Source organism: Paenibacillus sp. FSL R5-0636 (assembly GCF_037974255.1).
Classification (GTDB): domain Bacteria; phylum Bacillota; class Bacilli; order Paenibacillales; family Paenibacillaceae; genus Paenibacillus_AQ; species Paenibacillus_AQ odorifer.
The window spans coordinates 5,096,554-5,117,550 of sequence record NZ_CP150232.1; the positions used below are offsets into that span (position 1 = coordinate 5,096,554).

A 20,997-nucleotide genomic window follows, 5' to 3' on the forward strand; every position below is an offset into this window, starting at 1 on the left:
AAGTTAAGGTAATGAATCGACATGTGATTCGACTTCAAAAATAAATTCTTCGAGGTTATCGCAGTCAAACCAACCACTTTTTTCATTAATTTCATATAGCCCTTGAAAACCATGATAGGCAATTAATTCTATCCACCCGGCTCTCGAAATCATCAGCAGTTCGATCCATTTCTTATTTAATAGCCATAGTAGTTTTAGTCCTACTGCTCATTTTTTTAAATAGTAAGATGGCAAGAAGTAAAGCTATGCATACAGCGGCAAAACCCAGCCAATTCAAATATAGGACAGATGTACGACTGATAACTAACCCGCCTAATCCAGATCCCAGTGCAAAGCCAAATTGGATGAACGAAGTATTTACACTAAGAGCAATGTCCGGATTTCTAGGCGCCAGAGTAACCAGATATAGTTGCTGGGCCGGGGAAATACTCCACGTTGCTAACATAAAAATCATTAAAACCAAGATTAATACCAAGAGATTCACTCCGGCTAGAGCGAATAAAAGCAAAGTCGCCCCTTGTAACAGGAGCCCGAGACAAATGGTAAATTTCGATCCTTTTGCATCTGCCAATTGTCCGCCTAATCTGGATCCGACAAAGCTGCAAATGCCCGCCAAGAACAGAACACCGCTGATTTCGGTCATGGAAAGAGAGGAGGTTGCTTGCAAGAAAGGCGTAATATAAGTAAACAGTGTAGAATAGCCGCCGACATAAAATAACGTAATAACCAAGGCCATCAGAATGGTTGGATTTTTTAAAATAGAGAGCTGCATTCTGAGAGTAACCTTTTCCTCTTCTTTGATTGCCGGAACCTTTTTATAGATGATAAGTAATGGAAGAATACTTAATAATCCTATTAAAACAAATAGCACTCTCCATCCAAACATCTCACTAAAAAATGTGCCCACAGGAACACCAAGCACTAGCGAACTGCTAAGCCCCATCAAAATGATACCGATGGCATTGCCCCTTTTTTCTTTTTCAACGAGTCGGGTCGCTATTGCCATGGCTACAACGGTAGCGATTCCTCCGCTAGTCCCTTGGATAATACGTATCCATAGTACTGTCTCATAAGCAAGATCTACAAACATAAGTCCGTTGCTGGCAATAAACACACCTAGGGTGGTCATTAGTAGTTTTTTGCGATCTGCATTGATCGTTAATGCAATCAAAACCGGAGCGACAATGGCTGCGGAGAGGGCAAACACAGTCACCAATAATCCAACTTCTGAAGTAGATACTCCCAAGTCCACAGCGATCATCTCAATAACTCCCGTAATAATATATTCAATGGTTCCAATCAGAAAAACAGCCAGTGCCAGAACATAAATGATCCGTTTATTTTTCAATTTCCCCCACTCCACCTTCTTCAGTTATCTATTTATAATGGGAATTTGTATTTCTATGAATTGTGCATCTCGTTCTGGAGATAACGGTAAATATAACTCCCTGCCCGGTTCGTTCTCCTTGATCTGATAGTTGTTTTTCTCAATCCATTTAGCTAAATGAACACAGGCCGCACAATCAAAATTAGTATTTGAATGAAAAGCCATTGTGGCCATCATCGGTTCAGGAGGAAGAGTCCGTAGCTGAAACGGTTCTGGGAATGATCGCAGCTCACAGGTTAAAAAATACCCGACTTCAAACTCAAACTCATCCTCTTTTCCTTCGACTTCTTTCCACAAAACAACCTGAGGACCTTGAATTAATTGACGATTTTCCGTCGTTATAAACTGATCAAATTGACGAAGCAAATCCGGAATGTCCTCTTCTTTCCCGCATGCTTTCTGATAAAGAAACAATTGAGCACCCTCTGCTTTGACTCTGATTTCTTGACCCGTTTCGAATTGCCCCTCTTTTTCTATAAGCTGCATACGCTCCTCAATCCTGACGAGTTTAGCTTGTTCCGTATCGATGATATGCTGGATTTCGCTTCTTTTCAGCTTAAACATGCCTTGAATATTTTCTAATGAAATATTTTCCTGAAGCAGCTGTTTAATTTGGGGCAATGTAAAACCCAATTCCTTATAGATTAAAATTCGGTTGAGCTCAAGAAGCTGATCTGCGGAATAGTAACGGTAGCACGTATCCTGATCCACTTTTTTCGGCCTAAGTATGCCAATCTGGTCGTAATAACGCAGTGTTTTTAAGGATACCTTGCTTAGCCTAGAAAATGCACTGATTTTGAACAAAATATCATCTCCAATCTATAACATAATGTGAGTATACAGCTTCCCGTGCAGGGGAAAGTCAAGGATGCTTTTATTTATTTAAGAAATTACTCTTAGATGAACAAAAGCAGCTGATCGTGTTGATCGGCTGCCTTCTTGTTTATATTATGCTTCTTTCCAATGTTTAATTGGTGCGTAATAAGCCAATAAACGTTTTCACCTTTGCCCATCCTTAAATTATCGCACGGAGTAGCTAGGTTGGGCTATAGGTAGCTAATTCCGCGCACGGTGTAGATAGCTTGAGCTATAGACGGCTAGTTTAAGCACTGGGTAGCACGTTTAGGAGCAAATTTGGCAGGCGGCGTTCTTTTCACCAACTGTTCGGACTCAGTTGCTCTTATTTCCATAATTCAGCTCGTTTTGCCACACTATCGGACTCAGTTGCAGCTATTCGCTCAAATGTACTTCTTTTCTGCGCAAATCAAGGGCAATAAGAGCTATACAGTCCGAAACCTTCGCAATATGAACTCATATGCTGGAATAGCTGCAATACGGTCCGATACGATCAAGATCGAGCAAAAGGCAGCCGACCACGCAGCTGCCTGATCGTGATTCTTGAGCCATCGTTTCCCGTTAATTAAACAAACTACTCCCAGTAAGGAGTCCCACTGAAGAGAAATTCTTCTTTATTTACATATAACTTAAATTCCCGACTTGCTAATTTACTAATATGACTGGGCAACCACTCATTAGAATCAGGCAACCCAAGCCAAAAATTCATTGTTTCGAGTTGGGCCGCCACAAAGAATCCTTCTAACTGTTGAACATAGTTATGAGGCAGGTCGAATTGTTTTGCGTATGATTCTAGCAACTGGCTTCTGAAAACTGGATGGATATAAGAAAGTGTCCAACCTAAATCGAATAAATAATATCCGAACCCGCAAGCTCCAAAATCAATGGCTCTAGCTTCTTGTTTATGAAACACATAATTACTTGGAATCAAGTCTGCGTGAATTACCCCCCAGTTGCTAGGTGTTCTTTCTATATCGTTCATCATTAAAATTGCACGCTCTCCTGCCAATTGCAGAATTGCCACATCATTTTTATTGAGCTCACCACCGTCAGCAAGCTGTTTGAGCTTTTCTAATGATTGTGAAATTCTTGTATTATCAAAGGATGGTCTAGTAAATGATTGCGGAACCTTCCAAATAGATGATTGTTTATGAAGCTTTCCGATCAATTTGCCTACGTACTCGGCATCATTGACTGTTGGAACAAATTGTTTTTGCTCACCCTCTACCCATTTTACCAATGTACAGTTCATGTCAGCTATCTTAGTAACATATTCACCAATGTTATTTTTTATAGGTGACGGTAACACCAAATCAGTATCATTTATTAATGATTCCAGCCAAATCATTTCTGAATGAATGACTTTTTCCTCAGACCAAATCCTTTCCATCGAATCATTTTTTGATAGATGTATCCGCAAACTATAGCAGTTACTTTCTTCATCTGTCACTTTATAGATAGTGTTTGCATTTTGACCAATATGATCTATTGATTGATAAGTAATTGAATAACAAGTTAATGCTTCTATTGCAACATCATGAGTATTTAACATGTTCTCCTCACTCCCCCTGAAACAACCGAATAAGGACATCGTACCATGACTTTTTCTAATAGTTCGGGAGAGAACTCTTATATTTATATTTTATCCACCACCTAGTTTATTAAGGTAACTTGCCCGTTAGTTGAATAAAGGCAGCCGATCACATTTACTGACGGGCTGCCTTTATCGTGTTTATTGAACTAGCGTATGATGTTAGCTTAACGCCATTGCCTATGCATCACCAATCTCCGATATACGTGTCTACTTTACTTTATTTAATAAGTTTGTCACCATTCTGCTCAATGTCCCTTGATCGACGAAAGGAGCAAGGCTTGCCAGCAGATCTGGGCTAAGATGTTCAGCTTCGACTCCACTAATTAACTTCTCGAGATTTTCCCTGTCCAGAAAAGGTACGAGGCTAATGATCTGGTTCGCATCAATAGTGCCATCTGCAACCCGGTCTACCAAGCGGCTTAACGTTTCTCTGCTAATAAAGGGTGCCAACCCTTGAACGGAATTCCAGCTCAAGCTACCCTCTTCTGCTTGTTGTACCAACCGATCTACATGTTCTTTTTCAAGAAATGGGGCAATTCCAACAAGATTGTGCACTTCTAAGGAACCGTCAATTGATTTATCTACCAGTCGGCTTAATGTGTCGCTGCTGACGAACGGAGCGAGTCCAGTAATGGTATTCCACACAATTTCGCCCTCTTCTGCCTGACGAACCAGTTCATCCAATGTATCTGTTCCAAGGAACGGAGCCAGCCGCATGATCACGTCTAACTTAAGGACGCTGCTGTCTAATCGTTCTGTAACCTTATGCAGAGCACTCGCTTTTACAAACGGCGCTACTTCTACAAGCTCTTCCACCTCCACCTCACCGGTATTGACCATCTCTGCAACTTGGTCCGGCCTGTTCTCTGCGATCTCCTCAACGATCGTTCCTAGGTGCGGGTGCTCCCGATTTTCTGCGTTGTCTCCTGCATTTAAAATGTCGTCTACCGTTTTGCCGAATAACCTCGCAAACTGCGGAAGCGTTCCGATATCCGGTAGCGAGTCGCCCCGTTCCCATTTCGATACCGCTTGATGACTTACATTCAGTTGGTCGGCAAGTTCTAATTGGGTCAAATCCTGGTCTTTGCGAAGCTTTGAAATATAAGCTCCAATTTTACGCAAGTCGAGCATTGTATACCTCCAATAAAACAAAATGTACAGTGCGCACTGTCGAAAACAGCATAGCATTTCCTCAAACGCAATCCTATCAAGCGGTGGTTGAATTTTCACAGGCGCTTTATTCAACTGCCGGTAGAATTGTCCACTTTTGTCACTTTCATTTATAGGTTTTTTTCTACAAATCATTTCCATTATCCTACCAACTAGTTGAATTACACCCAGGCCTTTGGTCAGTACCGAAGTCTTAAATATGTTGCTCTCTCGTCCAATTAATGCAGAAACCCTGAGGCTCATCAGCGCTCATCGTTTATACATAATATAATCATCACTCTAACTCATCGCTGTTAACAACACGGCAATCGTATTAAACACACCGTGAACGATCATACCAGGCACGACCGATCCCGTACGTTCATAGGTCCATGCAAGGACAACTCCACTAATAAAATTCACGGGCATGGCATTCATAGTGGGAAAATGTGCAAGCGTAAAGATTAGCGAACTAATCACAATCGCCCAGCTCATACTAACACGAGTCCGTAACCAACGATATACAAATCCACGGTAAAATATCTCCTCATAAAATGGTGACACGATCCCTGCCGACACAATACCAATAATTATAGTAAATAGAGTGACATTTTGCTTCAGACTCTCTGTTTTGCTATTGTCCACCGTATTCCCAAGAAAACTAGTAAGATAGAGAGTCACCACACTGAATACGATAAGAATAAGTGTCCACAGCGCAATCCTCCACCAATCTTTCGCAGAAAATCTCTTTACTCCTACCTCAGTCCAAGGCATTTTCTTCGGTCGTAAAGCAATAAAATATAACCCTAACAAAAGTACAATTGCTATGGTAAGCCCTGTAAGAGTCCCTGAATAAAGAGTATTCCCCAACCATTGCTCATACATTGACTGTACCGCATATTTGATAACGAATATAACGAATACAAATTCAAGCGCAAGTAAAGCAGTAAACTCACGCCATGTCCACTGATCCATCTTCTTCCACATTTCCGTGCTGGTCATCCTTAATCCCTCAATCCTCTGTGATATAATTTAATGATAATAGGTGACGTTACGTCACCTGCAAGCATTATTTTTGGGAGGAAAAAGAACCATGAATAGATGGACAACAGGACAAATATCCAAACAGCGGAACATTTCGGTTCGAACCCTACGTTATTACGATCAGATCGGTCTACTTACACCGAGTTATAAGGAAGATAACGGCCGCCGTTATTATTCAGAAGAAGATTTATTCACTCTCGAAAAGATAACGTTGCTTAAATCACTATCACTACCGCTTGAAGACATTCAAAATGTAATGGACAAGCTATCCTTTCGTCATATTCTAATCGCACATCATAATCATCTTCAGGAGCAGCTTGCTTCTCTTCAGGGCAGTATTGCAAATACTACTTCTTTGATCAACATGATTGATCTAGAAGGTACACTCTCCTGGGATCGGGTTTCTCATCTGGTCCAGAACGTACAACCCATTTCTAAACAATGGATCGATTACTTCAACGATGACGAAAGTACCTTTCTACAAAATGCACTACCCAATCTCAGCAGTAATGACCAGACCACTCAGCAATATGCCTCTTTGCTGCGCCGGATTGAGTGGTGCATACAACAATCTGTTCCACCTGAATCTGATGAAGGTTATTCCATTGCCTGTGAGTTAATAAAGCTATCACACGAAACCTTTAATGGAGACGAGGAATTGATGGAGAAGTTTTGGGAAGTGAGGAAGCTCCCTACATCAGAGTCAGGACTATATCCCGTTTCCGACGAAGCGCTGAACTTTGTGGAGCTTAGCATTGCTCACGCTCTAGAAAAAGAGACGGAACAGAAATAGGAGATTTCATCATATTGATAGATTTCTTTATACACCAGGTTGCGGTTTATCATAACTCGCTGGAGAACTTTTTTTTATTTCCTATAGCCATTTGAACGATAATCTGAAGCACGATGATTACAGCCAATCCATAAAATGCTTGAACGAAGCTGCCTGTTGCATCGTGCAGCCAGCCAATGGCTAGCGGCCCAAGCGCTCCGAGAATGTAGCCACCAGATTGGGTCATTGCGGACCAGCTACTGGCTTCTTGAGCACTGCTTGTTTCATCAATGGGCAACATCAGTGCAATCGGGAACAGCCCACCCGCTCCAATACCGAGCGGAATCGCCGCGAGCCAGGGGCTAACGGTTAGGTTCAGCATCAGGACACCCATCAACTCCAATAATGCACACCCGACAAGCCAGAATACACGTCTTTGGTAACGATGTACAAGCATGGGAATGAACAACGTAGAGGGCAGCGATATCAATGTAAATAAAGTTTGGATTTTGCCGGCCGTCTCTTGACTATACCCCTGGCTTTGGATTGCTGGTGCAAGCCAAGCGGTCAATGAATAGAAGATCGCTGCCATCAGCCCGAAGAATAATGTCAGCACCCAGGCACGTTTGTTGTTCACCGGAAGTGGTGCATTAAGTACACTGGAGATTTTACCGGATTGTCGATCTGCGTGCGCAGACCAGGCTAATCTCAACCATATCGGCAATGCAATGGCTGCGAGTAATGCCCATACAGCCAACGAGCCTCTCCACGAACCACCCAGCGTATGCTGTAGCGGAACCGATAGTCCCACACTAATGCTGGCCCCCATCACCATCGCTGTAGAGTAAATACCCACCATGGATGCCACTCGGTCAGGGAAGTACTGCTTGATGAAGCTGGACAACAGCGGCCCTGCCAATGCAATCCCTACACCGGACAGAAAAGAAGTGAACATCATCAAAGGAGTTGTACCAACAAACCATCGTAATCCCGTACCTAACCCAATGAGGATTAAAGCCAGAACAATTGCACCCTCATTTCCCCACCTTCTGCTTAATCGTACGGAGAACGGAGCAAATATACCCATACATAATACCGGAAGTGTGGTTAACAGACTGGCGGTAATCCCGCTTATACCCAGATCATTCTGAATGGTGCTCATTAGAGGAGAAATGGATGTAATGGGTGGCCGTAAATTCAGTGAAGCCAGAATAAGCGCCAAGACGATATAAAAAAGTTTCATTATGAATCACCTCATGGTAGTAGTATCGATGCATTCACCCATGATCCTATTTGTTAATAACAGATCTTTGGATGGTGCACGATTAAGTATAGAATCATTAGAATGATTGAACAATACTATAGTTTCTATTAAAATGATTACAAAAACCAATGATTAGAGGTCATTCATATGGAGATTCGTCAGATGGAAAACTTCATTGCTGTGTGTGAGGAGCTTCATTTTACACGAGCAGCTGAGAAGCTTGGCATATCTCAGCCTACGTTGAGTCAACAAATACGCGCGCTCGAGGATGAACTCGGAGTTCCCTTATTTGACCGAGTCGGCAAAAAGATTGTGATGACTCAGGCCGGAAATCTCTTTCTGGAGCACTGTGTACAGATGATTCGGCATTTACAGAATACCCAGGATGCGTTAGCTGAATTACGCAATGATCAACGAGGGCGGTTGGTAATTGGTGTTCTCCCTTCCGATCTGGACTATCGGCTTACCCCATTATTCGTGAATTTTCATACGCGATTCCCTAAGGTGCAGCTGAAGGTTATCTCTTCGATCTACGTCTTGAATCAAGTACTGGATAATGAAGTAGACATCGGGATCGAGATCATTTCCGCTCCTGATGACCGGCTTGTACGCATTCCTTTGTGCAGTGAAGAATATGTACTTGTCGTTTCCGAGAAACATGATTGGGCTGAACGAAGCACAATTGGAATCCAGGAACTGCGTAATATCCAAACTGTAATGTTCCCCGAAGGATTTACAGGCAGAGAATTGGTTGATGGCTATTGCCGTAAATATGGCTTCAGCTTAAATACGATCATGGAGACCAGTTCGGCAACTTCCATTATTAGCTTGGTTAAAGCCAACGTCGGAGGAACATTGCTGCCTTATCCTCTGATCCAAGCGATGAATGAACCAACACTACACTGCATCCGAATTACAGACGATCCGCCATATCGTCACTTTGAGATCATTCATCGTTCCGACCGTTTTCTGACAAAATCGGCCAAGGCATTTATTGAGAAAACTATCGAGTATTTCAATTAAAGGTGAGTTGCGAAAGAGATCGCTTCTGCTGCCAGAAGTAGAGTATAGTAGGAATAGTTGAAAATATATTAGGAGGCTACAGCCATGTCACAGGAGATTTGGATTAACCTGCCAGTCAAAGATGTTGAGAGGTCAACTGCCTTTTTCAATGAGATTGGATTCCAAGCGGTGAGTGTTGGTAACGAGAGAGCCAAGCTTGTTATAGGCCAAACAACAATTCTGCTGTTTCCGGATGCGGCGTTTGAGAAATTCACAGGTTCAAAGACCGCAGATACTTCCCATAGCGCTGAAGTAATATTCTCCATTGGTGCTGAAAGCAGAGAAGAAGTAGATGCCTTTATCCAAAAAGCAGAGTCTGCCGGAGGAAACATCTTTGGCAAGCCAAGTGAAACTGACGGCTGGATGTACGGCGCAGGATTTGCCGACCTGGACGGTCACCGCTGGAATCTGCTGTATATGGATGAGAGCAAAATGCCAAAACGCTAATATAAAAACGCAGGTCACCTGCATATTTGAACTAACCTTCCGTTAGCTAAACAAAGGCAGCCGCTTCATTGACTGGCTGCCTTTGTGTCGTAATTGAGTTTTTTAGGAGTGAAATTTGAAGCGAAAAGCCAACACCGACAAATCCAAGATATGGTGTGAAAATTTTGCTTATACGTTGATGAAAAGAGCTGGGAACGGAATGAATAAAGAAAATAGGGACTTCGCTGAACGAGTTCGATGATTTAGCTGGTCAACTGTACCTGAACGTTGAATCAAAGTGGACTATATTTGATTCAGTTCCCTCTCAATACCCTAGTAATGAAAGTCAAATAATAAAGCTGAGACGTGAAAAAATTACAGATATAAAATTGGGAGACGTTACTCCACATTTAATTATAAACTTGGAATCAGGAAGCATATTATTTGTTAATGGTTTTCATGAGAAGTATGAATGTTGGCAGGTGGGAGTAGAATTTGATAATTGGCTGGTTGTTGCATGTCCAATGAATGGAATTGCTACATGGACCTCAAATAAATTTGAATAACAAAAAACACTCCATTGTCAGGAGTGTTTTTTGCTTTATATACTGATATACATTTTGTGGTCAAACTGTACTTTGTATTTGGAAGCATTACGGTGAACCGTATTATATATTCAAATTTCATGGCTACGCGATTACACTTTCGGAGGAAACATACCTTTATGGACCCTCAACCACATGTACCTGCACTGTAAGCTTACTATCTACGGTTGCCAAGATGACATTGTTCAATAAGTGGGGCTGTATTACCGTTTCCAGCCATTCGCGGTTTTTGCCGATTTCGCGTAACAGTGCATGTTCAATGTGGCCATCCACAATAATCGGTTTGGTCAGGTTAAATGGTTGTGTGGCCAACTTCAGATCAGCCGGAGTTACAGGCTGATAAGCCGTATTTACGAAGACAGAAAGAGTACCGCCTGGCTCCCATGAAGCAAAGGCAACCTTCGAGATATCCTCTACACTCGACTTTCTCAGCTCTGCATACAAAAAATCAATAGGTAACTTTGCCTTCGATAGGTTCCGGTAATTAAGCTTCCCTTCCTGAATAAGAGTAATCGCTGGAGGATCGAAAAATTGTTTTAACAGTGGGATCTTTAAACTGAGCCAGATCGCGACTATGTATAGGATCACGAGCGAAAGAGTCGTAATCATGGAACCCTTCAGGCCAAGTTGCTCGTCCGACAGTGGATGCGCAATAATATTTCCCAGCGTCAACGCGATGATGAAATCAAGAAACCTAAGCTGCGATATTGAACGCTGACCCATCATTTTGGCAGCAATTATAAGGAATACAAATCCGACAATCGAGCGTAAAATCCACCCTATTGCCGACAATGACTCTTGGCTCTTAAAAAAATCCACGCGCTCTTTTCCTCCGTTATCTTATTTTCCATTAATTAGGTTGCCCTATCTCTACCCAAGACATACAATTCGTAGCAACACTTTATGTAATGTTAGTTTTTTGTATCAGCGACATTACGCTCTACTGCCCGTTAGTTGAACAAAGGCAGCCGATCCCCTGACCGGCTGCCCCTATGTCATCATTTAGCTATCGCTATTCGACAGTTTAACAATCAAGATTTCTGCACGCCGTGACCACTCTTCTAATGTCTATGTGCAAGGATATTAATAAGTTTGCCAAACGGGTCGCGGACATAGAATCGCCGAACGCCCCAAGGCTCATCAACAGGCCCATATTCTATCGGAAATCCAGCTTTCTTCATGCTTTCAAATGTAGCATCGACATCATCGACTTCAATTGATAGATCAGGCGTAGGCGTTTCTGAGCCACCCTGTGAGGCAAAACTAATCTGAATGCTCATCTCCTCGTCTAAACCATAAGTTCTAATCCAACCATGATCCATCATTAAATCAAGACCGAGCACATCCTCATAGAAGCATTTAGCTGCCGTGATATCCTTCGTGTTTATATTGGCGACGATTCGTTTGACCTTCATTTCAAACCTCCCAGACATAAGTAGATTAATCTTGAATATAGAATACATTCAACATATAACAGTTAATTCTAGCATCGACGTTCCTAACCTTAATTTATCCATAATAAGCTGCGAGGCTCACCGAGCAGAAAACACCCGAAGAGTTGGCATTAAGTCTGGTTACGAAATCTCCGTACTAACCATCTCAACACAAGAAGCACCACGATTCCGCAAATGGTATAACTGATTGGGCGAATAAATTGCTCCACGATACCCCAGTTGTCACCTAAGCGGTATCCCAGATAGATCAAAGCTAAGTTCCACGGGATACAGCCGAGTGCTGTAAATGTTATGAATCTCCAAGCTTTCATTCCAGCAATCCCTGCGGGCAGTGAGATAAAAGTACGAATAAAGGGCAACATACGAGTAAAAAATACGGTACTCTCGCCATAACGCTCGAACCAACGCTCCGATTGCTCCAGATGATGCTCATTCAGGAGAATATATTTTCCGTATTTCTCTAATAACCGGCGTCCACCAGCCTTACCAATATAATAGGCAATGATGGAACCCAGTAGGTTTCCGAATATCCCAGCAACAGCAACTTCCATAAAAGTAAGCGAGCCTTGCGCAATCAGCCAGCCACCGCTGAGCATAATCACTTCACTGGGAATGGGGATACAGGCACTCTCTAGAATCATCCCTAACCATATACCCCAAATGCCCATAGAATTGACAAGGTGAAGCGCGGATTCAGATATCCACGTAAATAGTTGATGCATGAGTGTTCACTCCGCTTCATAAATTTTCTATTATATAAGAAAGGAAACAAAATAATGGTGAAATTCAATATACACAAACTTTTGTACGGCATATTCGTTATAGCCGCTATCTTGCTGATGTTCCCTAAATTTTCTTACAATGATCCCGATACCTTCTGGCATATAGAGCTAGGACAATATATGATCGAGCACGGACAAGTTCTACATCATGCCATACATACTTTTTACGGAGATAAGCTGCCCTACGTCCCTCATGAATTCGGATTCCAGCTGCTCGTTGCCCCGCTTTATGCAGCTTTTGGATGGCCGGGTGTGTATATTTTGACCGCTGTATGCTTGTTCTTTTTAGTGCTCGGATTGCTTCGGCTGGGTAAGGTTTCACGCAAAGAACTGGGACTTCAGGAAGACCATGTTCTCCTGCTCCCTTTTGTGCTGCTAATTTCTTGCTGGATTTATTATAATTATTTCAAAGGCCGTCCACAGATGATCTCTTCGTTTATGATTGTCTGGTTTTTCGTATATTTACGTGAATATCAAATGAGTTCTCAAAAGAATTATGCCGCTGCGATGATTGCCCTTTCTATTGCCATTGCCAATTTCCATGCAGGAGTATGGCTTGTAATTGCTGTATTTACAGGGATGGCCTTGCTTGAATCATTGATCCAAAAAACGCTGAATGAGCGTAAAATTATAGTCTTCGGTCTCATCTGGTTAGTTGGCATTCTAAATCCAGGCGGCGTAAAAAGCCTCTTGTTTATTTTGACAGTAACGAAAAAGAACTTTAACCTGCTGATTAATGAATGGCAGCCGATTCGGTTCAATAGCTTGGATAATTTGCCCATTCTACTGTTGCTTATGTTCTTTGCCTGCACACTTCCTTTTGCACTCCAGCGTAAACCGTTCCGTTTTTTTCTTATGCTTGGGATTCTATACCTCGGTGTATCAAACTTCAAGCAAAACCTGTTTATGTGGCTGTTCATTCCCTATTTTGCGGCTGTATTTTTTGATGTGCTTCCTGAGTTCACCAAAACAGGTATTCTAGTCCGACAAAGTACATTACGAGGGTTACTGGCAGTTGGTCTGCTGCTAAACATTGCTTATCTGTTCCTTGTACCACCAGTTATTGACGCTAAAAAATATCCTGTAGATGAAATGGACTATATTCTGCAGCATACACCTGAAGGTACACGTCCCAAAGTTCTCGCCCACTACGGTTCATCCGGCTATGTCATGTTTCGAGGGGGAGATGTGTTATGTGATGGCAGACAAGATCCCTTCGTGACAAAAGATTCTCTTGGCGTATTGGGTTGGACTGCTTTTGAACGCTCGATGCACGGATTCTCTGAATACCTTCCCGAGATCGTTAATTACGATCATCCCGATTATGTAATTACGAGCAAAAAGGTCTCATATAAGCTACTCAAGGAATGGACACAAAAATTCGGTCAGCCCATATTTACAGGGACCTATGGCAGTGTCTTCTCGTTTATCCCAGAGTGATGATCCGGCTCGTTAATTCCTCACTCTGTAGAACGCAAAAAAACGCTGACCTGAGGCAATCTAGCCAATAGTCACCGATCCGCAATTAAGTATTCTGATTAATAACATCCACATGGTAAGGATATACATAATTACGACAAATAAGAAAAATAAGTTAGTAAAATATCAAATCTAGCGTTGATTGTTCCGAAATTGTATAGTATTTTATGGAAGAAAGGTAATTTAAAAGAAGGGAGGAATTAAAAATGGACAAGATGTGTATGGAAATGATGATGAACATGTGTATGGATGATATGATGTCTAAGATGAACTGTATGAAGATGGGCATGGAAAAAATGTCTGAAATGGGCATGATGGATATGAACATGGATATGATGATGAAAAAAATGCAGGACTGCGATGAAATGATGACTATGTGTATGACAATGATGCGCGAAGGAATGCAAATGTCTAAGTAGCCTATAGACCATCGTAAGTTTGGCAGAGCAGACTAACTGCATGCCTTTTTTTATTTTCTTTTTTATCACAATGTGGGCTTAAATTATATCCTGATATATCTACTCTGAATCTTCTTCGATAGATTAATCCGTTCCTGCTTTAACTCCCAGATTTTCTCTTTCCACCGATACTGCTCTACTGGATCCACACTTTCTCTCAGCTTATTAAATAAATCCATTAATATTGCATTTATATCGTCGAATTGAATCCACAGCTCGTTCACACTTTGTTCTGTTGTCTCAGCATGAGAAGCCTTACTCAGCTTATTCAAACGGTCTATGATGTCAGCTTGCCACTGTCCATCGTTAATTGCTTTGGCGTAGTTTAGAAGATCCAGATAATCATCGACAGACATTTTCACCGACTCCTTATTCTGTGTATACCCAGTATTATACTCGGCATTATAGAAATTGCAATAGTCTATCAGCAGAAAAGGCATCTTCTCAGATGCCCCCGCAATGTTATTCCTAATCTGTTACTGGATTTTCCCGCCTTCAACAACAAGCTCATCGGTATATCCTTCACCGTAAATTTCATTTAAGGTTTCTTTATAGGCTTGATGGATAAATTGTTCTTTACCAAGGGTATCAAGTTCTGTATTAATCCAGTCCAATAATTCCTTATTCCCCTTTGCCACTGCTGGAGCAATTGTATCCTGACCCCCGAAAGCAGGAATGCTGACCGTAAATCCAGGATTCGATTTAGCCCAGGCAATGAGTTCTGTATTATCGTTAGCAATTGCCGCCCCCCGACCATCTTTAAGCGCTGCAAAAATCTCTGTGTACTGATCGAATTTGAGCAATTCAATATCCGGATATTCTTTGGTAAAATAGGTTTCCGCTGTCGTACCTTTAGCTACAATGAGCTTTTGCTTGTTCCCTTTTAATTGATCAATGGAAGTGATTGGAGCACTGTCTGGGGATACGATCCCAAAGGACAATTTCATATACGGATTTGCAAAGTCCACTTTTTCTTTTCTTTCCTCGGTGACCGTAAAGTTAGCCATAATGATATCAACCTTACCCGATTCAAGATAAGCCACGCGGCTGGCAGCATCAACTAACACAAATTCAACCTTCGATTCATCCCCCAGCAGATCCTTGGCAAACCGTTTGGCAATATACACATCAAACCCTTGGTTTTTACCCTCAGCGTCCACATAACCAAAAGGTGGTTTGTCTGCAAATACGCCGATCTTAATCTTCCCTTTCTTCTTTAGCTGTTCAATAGAAGTGAATTTAGAAGATGCTGAGTTTCCGTTGTTATCCGAACTATTGCCGCAAGCAGCCAATCCCATCAATAATATACTTACACCTACCAGCATCGTTAGCCATTTCAAACTTTTCTTCATTTCTCTTCCTCTCCTATTTCTATAATTTTTCGTACTGAAATATATCCAGAAAATGCTGGGCACGTTCTGTCGCAGGGTGGGTAAAAAATTGTTGCGGGGCAGCGATCTCACATATCTTGCCTTGATCCACAAACACGATCCGATCCCCAACCGATCTGGCAAACCCCATTTCATGAGTCACGATGATCATCGTCATTCCTTGCTGAGCAAGCCCTAAGATCACATCAAGCACTTCCCGAACCATTTCCGGATCCAAGGATGCCGTCACTTCATCAAATAACATAATCTCCGGATTCATACATAAAGCTCTTACTATAGCTATTCTCTGCTTTTGTCCACCGGAAAGCTGCCGTGGATAGTCAAGTTTACGCTCAAGCAGCCCAACCCGCTCTAAGAGCTGTTCCGCTTGCTGCGTTGCTTCTTTGAGCTCTCTCTTTTGTACTTTCAGAGGACCTAAAAGAATGTTATCCATAACCGTCATATGCGGGAATAACTCATAATTTTGAAAGACCATTCCGATATGCTGCCTAACTTCACGCCAATCTACAGCAGCCCCCGCAAGGTTCTGCCCACGATATTGTATCGCCCCTTCCTGAACCGGCTCCAAACCGTTAAGACAACGCAGGAACGTACTTTTTCCACAGCCAGAGGGACCGAGAATAACGATTACTTCTCCTTTTGCCACCTGCAATTCAATGCCGTCCAGAACCTTTCGCTCTCCAAAATATTTGTGTAATTGTGTAACCTCCAGCAGGAGTTCTCCGGAATCTGCCATTACAACCGTTCCTTCCTAAGCCCTAATTTTGCCATCTGCTTTCAACTTTTTTCGAAAGTCTGGATAACGGAAAACATACAGAAAAATATAATATAAAGATAAAGCCGTATACCCAGAAGGAAGCGGTGGGCGCTTTTATCACGCCGAGTTCAATAATCTGCTGCCCGATCTTTACCACCTCAATCACTCCAATCAGCACCACCAGTGATGTTGTCTTGATCATTCGTGTGGCAAGATTAATCATTCCCGGCAGCATTCTGCGTACAGCCTGCGGAATCAAAATATGCCGATAAAGTTGACTGCTGCTCAGACCTAGCGCCCTGGCAGATTCCACCTGATGTTTTGGCATAGATTGCAAAGCTCCACGAACAAGATCCCCAATCTCCGCAGCTCCCCATAAGCTGAACACCAATATAGAGGTAGCCTCCCCGCTGATATCGATATGAAGTAATGGAGAGAAACTGAAATGTACTACATACAGCCACACTAGAATCGGAATAATTCTAAAGGTCTCCAAATAAAGACGTAATATAAACCTTAAAGGCCTCGATCCCAGCGTCCGGAGCAATCCCATAAGGATACCTAATAACGTACCGATTCCAATAGAGAGGAATGAAATTTCAATCGTTACAAGTAAGCCCCCTAATAATCGTTCGAAATTAGAACCTTCAAAAAGCACCTCAATCCCCGAATTCTGCATATCTCACCTTCCTTTCCACCCAAGTCAATAAAAGCGATAAGGGCAGGACTAACACCAAATAGGCGAGTACCAGAAGGAGCAGAGACTCCGCTGTTTTATAATGCATGCCGATCAAGTCTTTTGCCACATTCATCAAATCCATTAAAGCAATGGCACCTACAATAGAGGTCTCCTTCAGAAGAAAGATCGCATTTGCCCCTAAAGAAGGAATACTTATCGCAAAGGCTTGGGGAAAAATAACATATCTGACCAGCTGCAGCTTAGACAGTCCAATGCTCTGACCTGATTCAATCTGCGATTGGCTAACTGCCTCGAACCCACCACGAAAAGACTCTGTCATATAGCTCCCGCCCAAAAATGTCATGCCTACAATCGCACAGGTCATCTCACTAAAGTGAATTCCGATCTTAGGTAAGCCATAGTAAAGAAAAAAGAGCTGCACAAGTAAAGGGGTGTTCCGTGAAAGCTCAATGTAGATCTTAATAACATCACTGACGATTTTGACCTTATAGTACAAGACGATACTGAACAGTAATCCAATAAGGAGTGAAAATACAATAGCTAACAACGCTAGCTTCACTGTCAGCCACATCGCCTCACCATAAAGCGGCAAACTCTCGTAGATAAACTCCCAGTCTAAATTCATATCTGAGTAACCCGATCCCCTTTTCTTAATTTCTAATAATTATCAAAATCTTACATTAAACCTTACGTGTGGTGATATGATTTTATTCATACTATTCCAAGTAAATAACTACGTTTTAAAATTCTTGTATAGTAGCCACAAAAAAAAAGAAAACCGCTAAGAGATTAGTCTTAGCAGTTTCCTTTTTCTATAGGCTAAACCTTTCCACATTCTAACATCTCACTACCAATAGCCTCGGATGCCAGTCTGCAAGCGGATCAACGCTTCCAAATAATAATAATCTCCCCAAATCATATGACCATCAGGCACACGTCCACCTCTCACATGATAAGAACCATGCTTTAGAAGTCCCTCTGCTTCCGGATTTCCAGATGTCGCATAATGTTCCACTAGGGATTTCATGCTACGGTGTAAAGCAACTTCATAAATGGCCCGGTCCGGATCATCTACACCTAGGTGATCGAGCAGTTCCAAAAGACCGGCTGCAGCAATCGCCGAAGCCGAGCTGTCGCGAGGGGTGTCCGCTCCCACTGGCACATCGAAATCCCAATAAGCCACACCGTCCTCCGGTAGATGACTGATAAAATAATCCGCTAGGCTCTTAGAGGTCTTAAGAAAATCCTCATTCTGCGTATAGCGATACGCCAGAGCAAAACCGTATATTCCCCAAGCTTGACCCCGTGTCCAGGTCGATCCGTCCTCATAACCTTGATGTGTTCCCCCACGAATTGCATTTCCGGTAGCCGGATCAAAATAAAAAGTATGGTAAGAGGAGGCATCCCCACGCACAAGAAATTTCCGGCTCTTAAACGCATGTTCGAGCGCTATTTCATAATAGCGCTTATCTCCTGTTTCCTCCGCTGCCCAGAACAATAGAGGTAAATTCATCAAGCAGTCAATAATGATACGTCCCGCATTCTCCGGGTCACTCTCCAGTCCCCAGGCTTGAAGAATCCCTGCTGGTTCACGCCAGCGCTTGCACAGCGTGTCCGCAGCTTGCAGGCCGACAGCTCGCGCAGCTTCGCTGCCCGTTATTTTCCACTCCGCTACTGCAGTCAGTGTATACAAGAAACCAATATCATGATGGTCCAGGGCGATGTGCTGATCCAGACGATGCTTGAAGTCCCCTAACCAAGAGGCTGCCGCCTCCTTATAGCATGAATCCTTACTATATTCATAAGCAAGCCACATCATCCCAACATAGAAACCCTCTATCCAGTCGTCGTTGTCTCCCCATTCGTACTGTTGCCCCTCAGCGATATGAGGCAGTTTGCCCGGATGGTTAGCCATATTGCTCCCAACTTTGTGAATCGCATCCTCAATAGCCTTATTCCACATCTTTGTTTCTCCCTTCCCTTAAATCAACAGTATGCAAAAGTGTATCGTTACCAGGTTCGTATACAGCAACCCTTCCGTCCGAGTGCCATTGAATAAGCGGTGGTGAAGCAAGACTTGCCTGGTTCTCCGGAGTATTCGTCGCTCCGAAGACAGCAGATAACAATACTTGATCTCCCGGTTCCAGTCTGGAGCACAAGCTCGGAAGAAGTGTCCGCGGCTTCAGCAGATTGGTATTCGGCTCGGGATGTACGCACTCTCCCCGATCAAAGCCGCTTAGCCTATGTATGGCACTGATTCCCCAGGGCAGCTGCACCGAAACAGCAGTGTTTGATACCTTAATGGTTTCCCGTTCACTGTGCGAGAAGCCAGCTGACTGGCCAATGGCAAATCCACCCTCCGCTACATCCAGCCGCCGGGCAGTATGAATGCTGTGAACACGAACATGCCATAGACCTGCCGGAATAATCCATGTCTCCACATGTACATCACTCCAGGGATGCCAGCGGGAATATACATAGCTGTCTCCGATTTCCCAGGTCTCGCAGAATCTGCGTACCCGATAGTGTTCATCACATTCGCATAGTGCGAGTGTAGAATCGTAAGCGCCTTGAACCAACCCGTAACCCGCTTTCGGGACACTAAAGCCAAACAGAGTGGAATATGCAAATTTAGAATATTTGGCTGCGCTATGGGCCATATCAAAGTTAGCCATCTGGCCAGAGGTATAGGCAATAACATGCCGATTTCCTTCCGGGCGACTCACTAGCATACGCGCCTCTTGGAGAGCCCGTACCTCTTTCAAAATAGGCAGCGGCTCTTCCTCCGCCTGCCAAAAAGGATGATCATCTGGCAAGGCAAGAATAAGCATAGCTTTAAAAGCCCAATACGGAGATCCGGGGGCGTTGTAGCTCTCTGTCATAACTAGATTCGGATAAGCATATCCGATGCTAAGCAGTCCGTCTAATCCCATAATAGGTTGTTCAAACCACCATCGAAAATGGCGCATAATGATTCCTTTAAGAACGCCATATGAAAAAGGAACCACTTCTGCATACACCAGCGCACTCCAGAAAGAAACCTGTGCAAAACGATAGGTCAGGCTACGACCAAAAGGAAGTGCACTTCCGTCCTCAGCGAACCAATAAATGAAATCCTCGGCAAATCGTGCGGATCTTTCCCGATAAACAGCAGCTCTCTGAGGATCATCATCCGCCATCAACTTAGCGTATATCAGCGTATAATAATGCATAGCAAAAGCAATATAATAATCCCTCTGATCGGTCAATCCATCGGAATACCAACCGTCACCAAGATAGTAATTATCGATCTTCGCTAGATAATCATCCATTATGCTCTGATCATAAGGCAATCCGACTTTCTTGAAGCCCACATTCACAAGAACCGTGAACATCAGCCAGTTATTCGGATTGGAACGATCCACATGATTAATCTGATTCAGCCAGTTATATACATTCATTTTCTGCGTGTCGCTCAGCGGCTCCCACATTTTATGTGGTGCAAGAGCAAGCCCCAATCCCAACACGGCCTGCTCTACCATACGCTGATCTTTGGTAGTAAATTGCCCCCAATATTCTTCATGCTCCGGGTCTGTTCCGTTGATGATCCCTTCCAGAAACATCGGCCAGAGTGCACTTTCCCCTCCACCGCTGGCATGAGGAACAAGGCCCCATAAAGGACGTGCGAAAGCTTCCATAAGCGCTGTAGCTTCATTGTAAATCGATCCTGTAGCGCCCATATTAATTCCTGCACAACCAGAAGTAAATCTGCTCTCCAGTGGAGTATATAGTTCATTTAGGAACATCTGTAATTCATTTTTAGTGCCCTTTATTTCCAC

General features: G+C 43.0%; 21 protein-coding genes. 5 read left to right on the forward strand and 16 right to left on the reverse strand.

The features are described 5' to 3' along the window. Positions 1–172: 172 nt before the first annotated feature. The 5 genes from MKX34_RS23280 to MKX34_RS23300 all read right to left on the reverse strand — a co-directional run bounded on the left by MKX34_RS23280 (position 173) and on the right by MKX34_RS23300 (position 5,987). Positions 173–1,348 (reverse strand): MFS transporter, encoded by a 1,176-nt coding sequence (locus MKX34_RS23280; protein ID WP_076296291.1) that lies wholly within the window; start codon positions 1,346–1,348, stop codon positions 173–175. Positions 1,349–1,372: 24 nt separating this feature from the next. Beyond that, positions 1,373–2,191, reverse strand: coding sequence for a helix-turn-helix domain-containing protein (locus MKX34_RS23285; RefSeq protein WP_076296290.1), 819 nt, complete (start codon positions 2,189–2,191; stop codon positions 1,373–1,375). Between the two features lie 625 nt (positions 2,192–2,816). Beyond that, complete coding sequence (locus tag MKX34_RS23290) at positions 2,817–3,794, reverse strand: phosphotransferase (protein WP_038572637.1); 978 nt, start codon at positions 3,792–3,794, stop codon at positions 2,817–2,819. 249 nt (positions 3,795–4,043) lie between these two features. Continuing rightward, positions 4,044–4,967, reverse strand: coding sequence for a helix-turn-helix transcriptional regulator (locus MKX34_RS23295; protein WP_076104324.1), 924 nt, complete (start codon positions 4,965–4,967; stop codon positions 4,044–4,046). Between the two features lie 318 nt (positions 4,968–5,285). Beyond that, the gene (locus MKX34_RS23300; RefSeq protein WP_036683103.1) at positions 5,286–5,987 is read right to left on the reverse strand and encodes a type II CAAX endopeptidase family protein; all 702 of its coding nucleotides are present in this window, start codon (positions 5,985–5,987) and stop codon (positions 5,286–5,288) included. 91 nt (positions 5,988–6,078) lie between these two features. On the opposite strand from MKX34_RS23300, the gene MKX34_RS23305 reads away from it, so the two are divergent. Next, positions 6,079–6,822, forward strand: a complete 744-nt coding sequence (locus MKX34_RS23305) for a MerR family transcriptional regulator (RefSeq protein ID WP_038572641.1) — start codon at positions 6,079–6,081, stop codon at positions 6,820–6,822. Between the two features lie 49 nt (positions 6,823–6,871). Here MKX34_RS23305 and MKX34_RS23310 read toward each other — a convergent pair whose 3' ends face one another. Next, entirely contained in the window at positions 6,872–8,044 is a 1,173-nt protein-coding gene (locus tag MKX34_RS23310) for an MFS transporter (RefSeq protein ID WP_036683107.1), read from the reverse strand. A gap of 183 nt (positions 8,045–8,227) precedes the next feature. Between MKX34_RS23310 and MKX34_RS23315 the strand changes: the two genes are divergently transcribed. Further along, positions 8,228–9,088, forward strand: a complete 861-nt coding sequence (locus tag MKX34_RS23315) for a LysR family transcriptional regulator (RefSeq protein ID WP_256717599.1) — start codon at positions 8,228–8,230, stop codon at positions 9,086–9,088. Positions 9,089–9,172: 84 nt separating this feature from the next. Then, positions 9,173–9,574, forward strand: a complete 402-nt coding sequence (locus MKX34_RS23320; protein WP_036683113.1) for a VOC family protein — start codon at positions 9,173–9,175, stop codon at positions 9,572–9,574. 701 nt (positions 9,575–10,275) lie between these two features. On the opposite strand, the gene MKX34_RS23325 is transcribed toward MKX34_RS23320, so the two are convergent. The 3 genes from MKX34_RS23325 to MKX34_RS23335 all read right to left on the reverse strand — a co-directional run bounded on the left by MKX34_RS23325 (position 10,276) and on the right by MKX34_RS23335 (position 12,334). After that, positions 10,276–10,977: a YetF domain-containing protein gene (locus MKX34_RS23325; RefSeq protein ID WP_036683116.1), complete on the reverse strand. Its 702-nt coding sequence runs from the start codon at positions 10,975–10,977 to the stop codon at positions 10,276–10,278. A 242-nt stretch (positions 10,978–11,219) separates the two neighbouring features. Beyond that, on the reverse strand, positions 11,220–11,573 hold the full coding sequence (locus MKX34_RS23330; RefSeq protein ID WP_036683117.1) for a VOC family protein: 354 nt from the start codon (positions 11,571–11,573) through the stop codon (positions 11,220–11,222). A 149-nt stretch (positions 11,574–11,722) separates the two neighbouring features. Then, positions 11,723–12,334, reverse strand: a complete 612-nt coding sequence (locus MKX34_RS23335; RefSeq protein ID WP_036683119.1) for a DedA family protein — start codon at positions 12,332–12,334, stop codon at positions 11,723–11,725. Positions 12,335–12,388: 54 nt separating this feature from the next. On the opposite strand from MKX34_RS23335, the gene MKX34_RS23340 reads away from it, so the two are divergent. After that, on the forward strand, positions 12,389–13,834 hold the full coding sequence (locus MKX34_RS23340) for a hypothetical protein (protein ID WP_076296287.1): 1,446 nt from the start codon (positions 12,389–12,391) through the stop codon (positions 13,832–13,834). A gap of 245 nt (positions 13,835–14,079) precedes the next feature. After that, complete coding sequence (locus MKX34_RS23345) at positions 14,080–14,292, forward strand: hypothetical protein (RefSeq protein WP_038572647.1); 213 nt, start codon at positions 14,080–14,082, stop codon at positions 14,290–14,292. Between the two features lie 83 nt (positions 14,293–14,375). On the opposite strand, the gene MKX34_RS23350 is transcribed toward MKX34_RS23345, so the two are convergent. From MKX34_RS23350 to MKX34_RS23380, 7 genes are all read right to left on the reverse strand, one after another. Further along, positions 14,376–14,687, reverse strand: coding sequence for a hypothetical protein (locus MKX34_RS23350; protein ID WP_036683223.1), 312 nt, complete (start codon positions 14,685–14,687; stop codon positions 14,376–14,378). A gap of 120 nt (positions 14,688–14,807) precedes the next feature. Then, a complete protein-coding gene (locus tag MKX34_RS23355) occupies positions 14,808–15,683 on the reverse strand; it encodes a cysteine ABC transporter substrate-binding protein (protein WP_036683125.1) in 876 nt (291 codons plus the stop codon). Between the two features lie 19 nt (positions 15,684–15,702). Further along, complete coding sequence (locus MKX34_RS23360; protein ID WP_076296286.1) at positions 15,703–16,458, reverse strand: amino acid ABC transporter ATP-binding protein; 756 nt, start codon at positions 16,456–16,458, stop codon at positions 15,703–15,705. A 22-nt stretch (positions 16,459–16,480) separates the two neighbouring features. After that, positions 16,481–17,158, reverse strand: coding sequence for an amino acid ABC transporter permease (locus tag MKX34_RS23365; RefSeq protein ID WP_036683130.1), 678 nt, complete (start codon positions 17,156–17,158; stop codon positions 16,481–16,483). Then, a complete protein-coding gene (locus tag MKX34_RS23370) occupies positions 17,139–17,804 on the reverse strand; it encodes an amino acid ABC transporter permease (protein WP_076296285.1) in 666 nt (221 codons plus the stop codon). The genes MKX34_RS23365 and MKX34_RS23370 overlap by 20 nt, the downstream gene beginning before the upstream one ends. A 222-nt stretch (positions 17,805–18,026) precedes the next feature. Beyond that, a complete protein-coding gene (locus tag MKX34_RS23375) occupies positions 18,027–19,142 on the reverse strand; it encodes a glycoside hydrolase family 88 protein (RefSeq protein WP_076296284.1) in 1,116 nt (371 codons plus the stop codon). Next, positions 19,132–20,997 carry a DUF2264 domain-containing protein gene (locus tag MKX34_RS23380; RefSeq protein WP_256717598.1) on the reverse strand — a complete coding sequence of 622 codons (1,866 nt, stop codon included), beginning with the start codon at positions 20,995–20,997 and terminating at the stop codon, positions 19,132–19,134. Before MKX34_RS23380 ends, MKX34_RS23375 begins: the two co-directional genes overlap by 11 nt.

Bases quoted from the DNA above. Each gene is read 5' to 3' on its own strand.
- MKX34_RS23290 (WP_038572637.1), bottom strand. From the start codon at position 3,794: ATGTTAAATACTCATGATGTTGCAATAGAAGCATTAACTTGTTATTCA.
- MKX34_RS23295 (WP_076104324.1), bottom strand. From the start codon at position 4,967: ATGCTCGACTTGCGTAAAATTGGAGCTTATATTTCAAAGCTTCGCAAA.
- MKX34_RS23300 (WP_036683103.1), bottom strand. From the start codon at position 5,987: ATGACCAGCACGGAAATGTGGAAGAAGATGGATCAGTGGACATGGCGT.
- MKX34_RS23305 (WP_038572641.1), top strand. From the start codon at position 6,079: ATGAATAGATGGACAACAGGACAAATATCCAAACAGCGGAACATTTCG.
- MKX34_RS23310 (WP_036683107.1), bottom strand. From the start codon at position 8,044: ATGAAACTTTTTTATATCGTCTTGGCGCTTATTCTGGCTTCACTGAAT.
- MKX34_RS23315 (WP_256717599.1), top strand. From the start codon at position 8,228: ATGGAAAACTTCATTGCTGTGTGTGAGGAGCTTCATTTTACACGAGCA.
- MKX34_RS23320 (WP_036683113.1), top strand. From the start codon at position 9,173: ATGTCACAGGAGATTTGGATTAACCTGCCAGTCAAAGATGTTGAGAGG.
- MKX34_RS23330 (WP_036683117.1), bottom strand. From the start codon at position 11,573: ATGAAGGTCAAACGAATCGTCGCCAATATAAACACGAAGGATATCACG.
- MKX34_RS23335 (WP_036683119.1), bottom strand. From the start codon at position 12,334: ATGCATCAACTATTTACGTGGATATCTGAATCCGCGCTTCACCTTGTC.
- MKX34_RS23340 (WP_076296287.1), top strand. From the start codon at position 12,389: ATGGTGAAATTCAATATACACAAACTTTTGTACGGCATATTCGTTATA.
- MKX34_RS23345 (WP_038572647.1), top strand. From the start codon at position 14,080: ATGGACAAGATGTGTATGGAAATGATGATGAACATGTGTATGGATGAT.
- MKX34_RS23350 (WP_036683223.1), bottom strand. From the start codon at position 14,687: ATGTCTGTCGATGATTATCTGGATCTTCTAAACTACGCCAAAGCAATT.
- MKX34_RS23355 (WP_036683125.1), bottom strand. From the start codon at position 15,683: ATGAAGAAAAGTTTGAAATGGCTAACGATGCTGGTAGGTGTAAGTATA.
- MKX34_RS23360 (WP_076296286.1), bottom strand. From the start codon at position 16,458: ATGGCAGATTCCGGAGAACTCCTGCTGGAGGTTACACAATTACACAAA.
- MKX34_RS23365 (WP_036683130.1), bottom strand. From the start codon at position 17,158: ATGCAGAATTCGGGGATTGAGGTGCTTTTTGAAGGTTCTAATTTCGAA.
- MKX34_RS23370 (WP_076296285.1), bottom strand. From the start codon at position 17,804: ATGAATTTAGACTGGGAGTTTATCTACGAGAGTTTGCCGCTTTATGGT.
- MKX34_RS23375 (WP_076296284.1), bottom strand. From the start codon at position 19,142: ATGTGGAATAAGGCTATTGAGGATGCGATTCACAAAGTTGGGAGCAAT.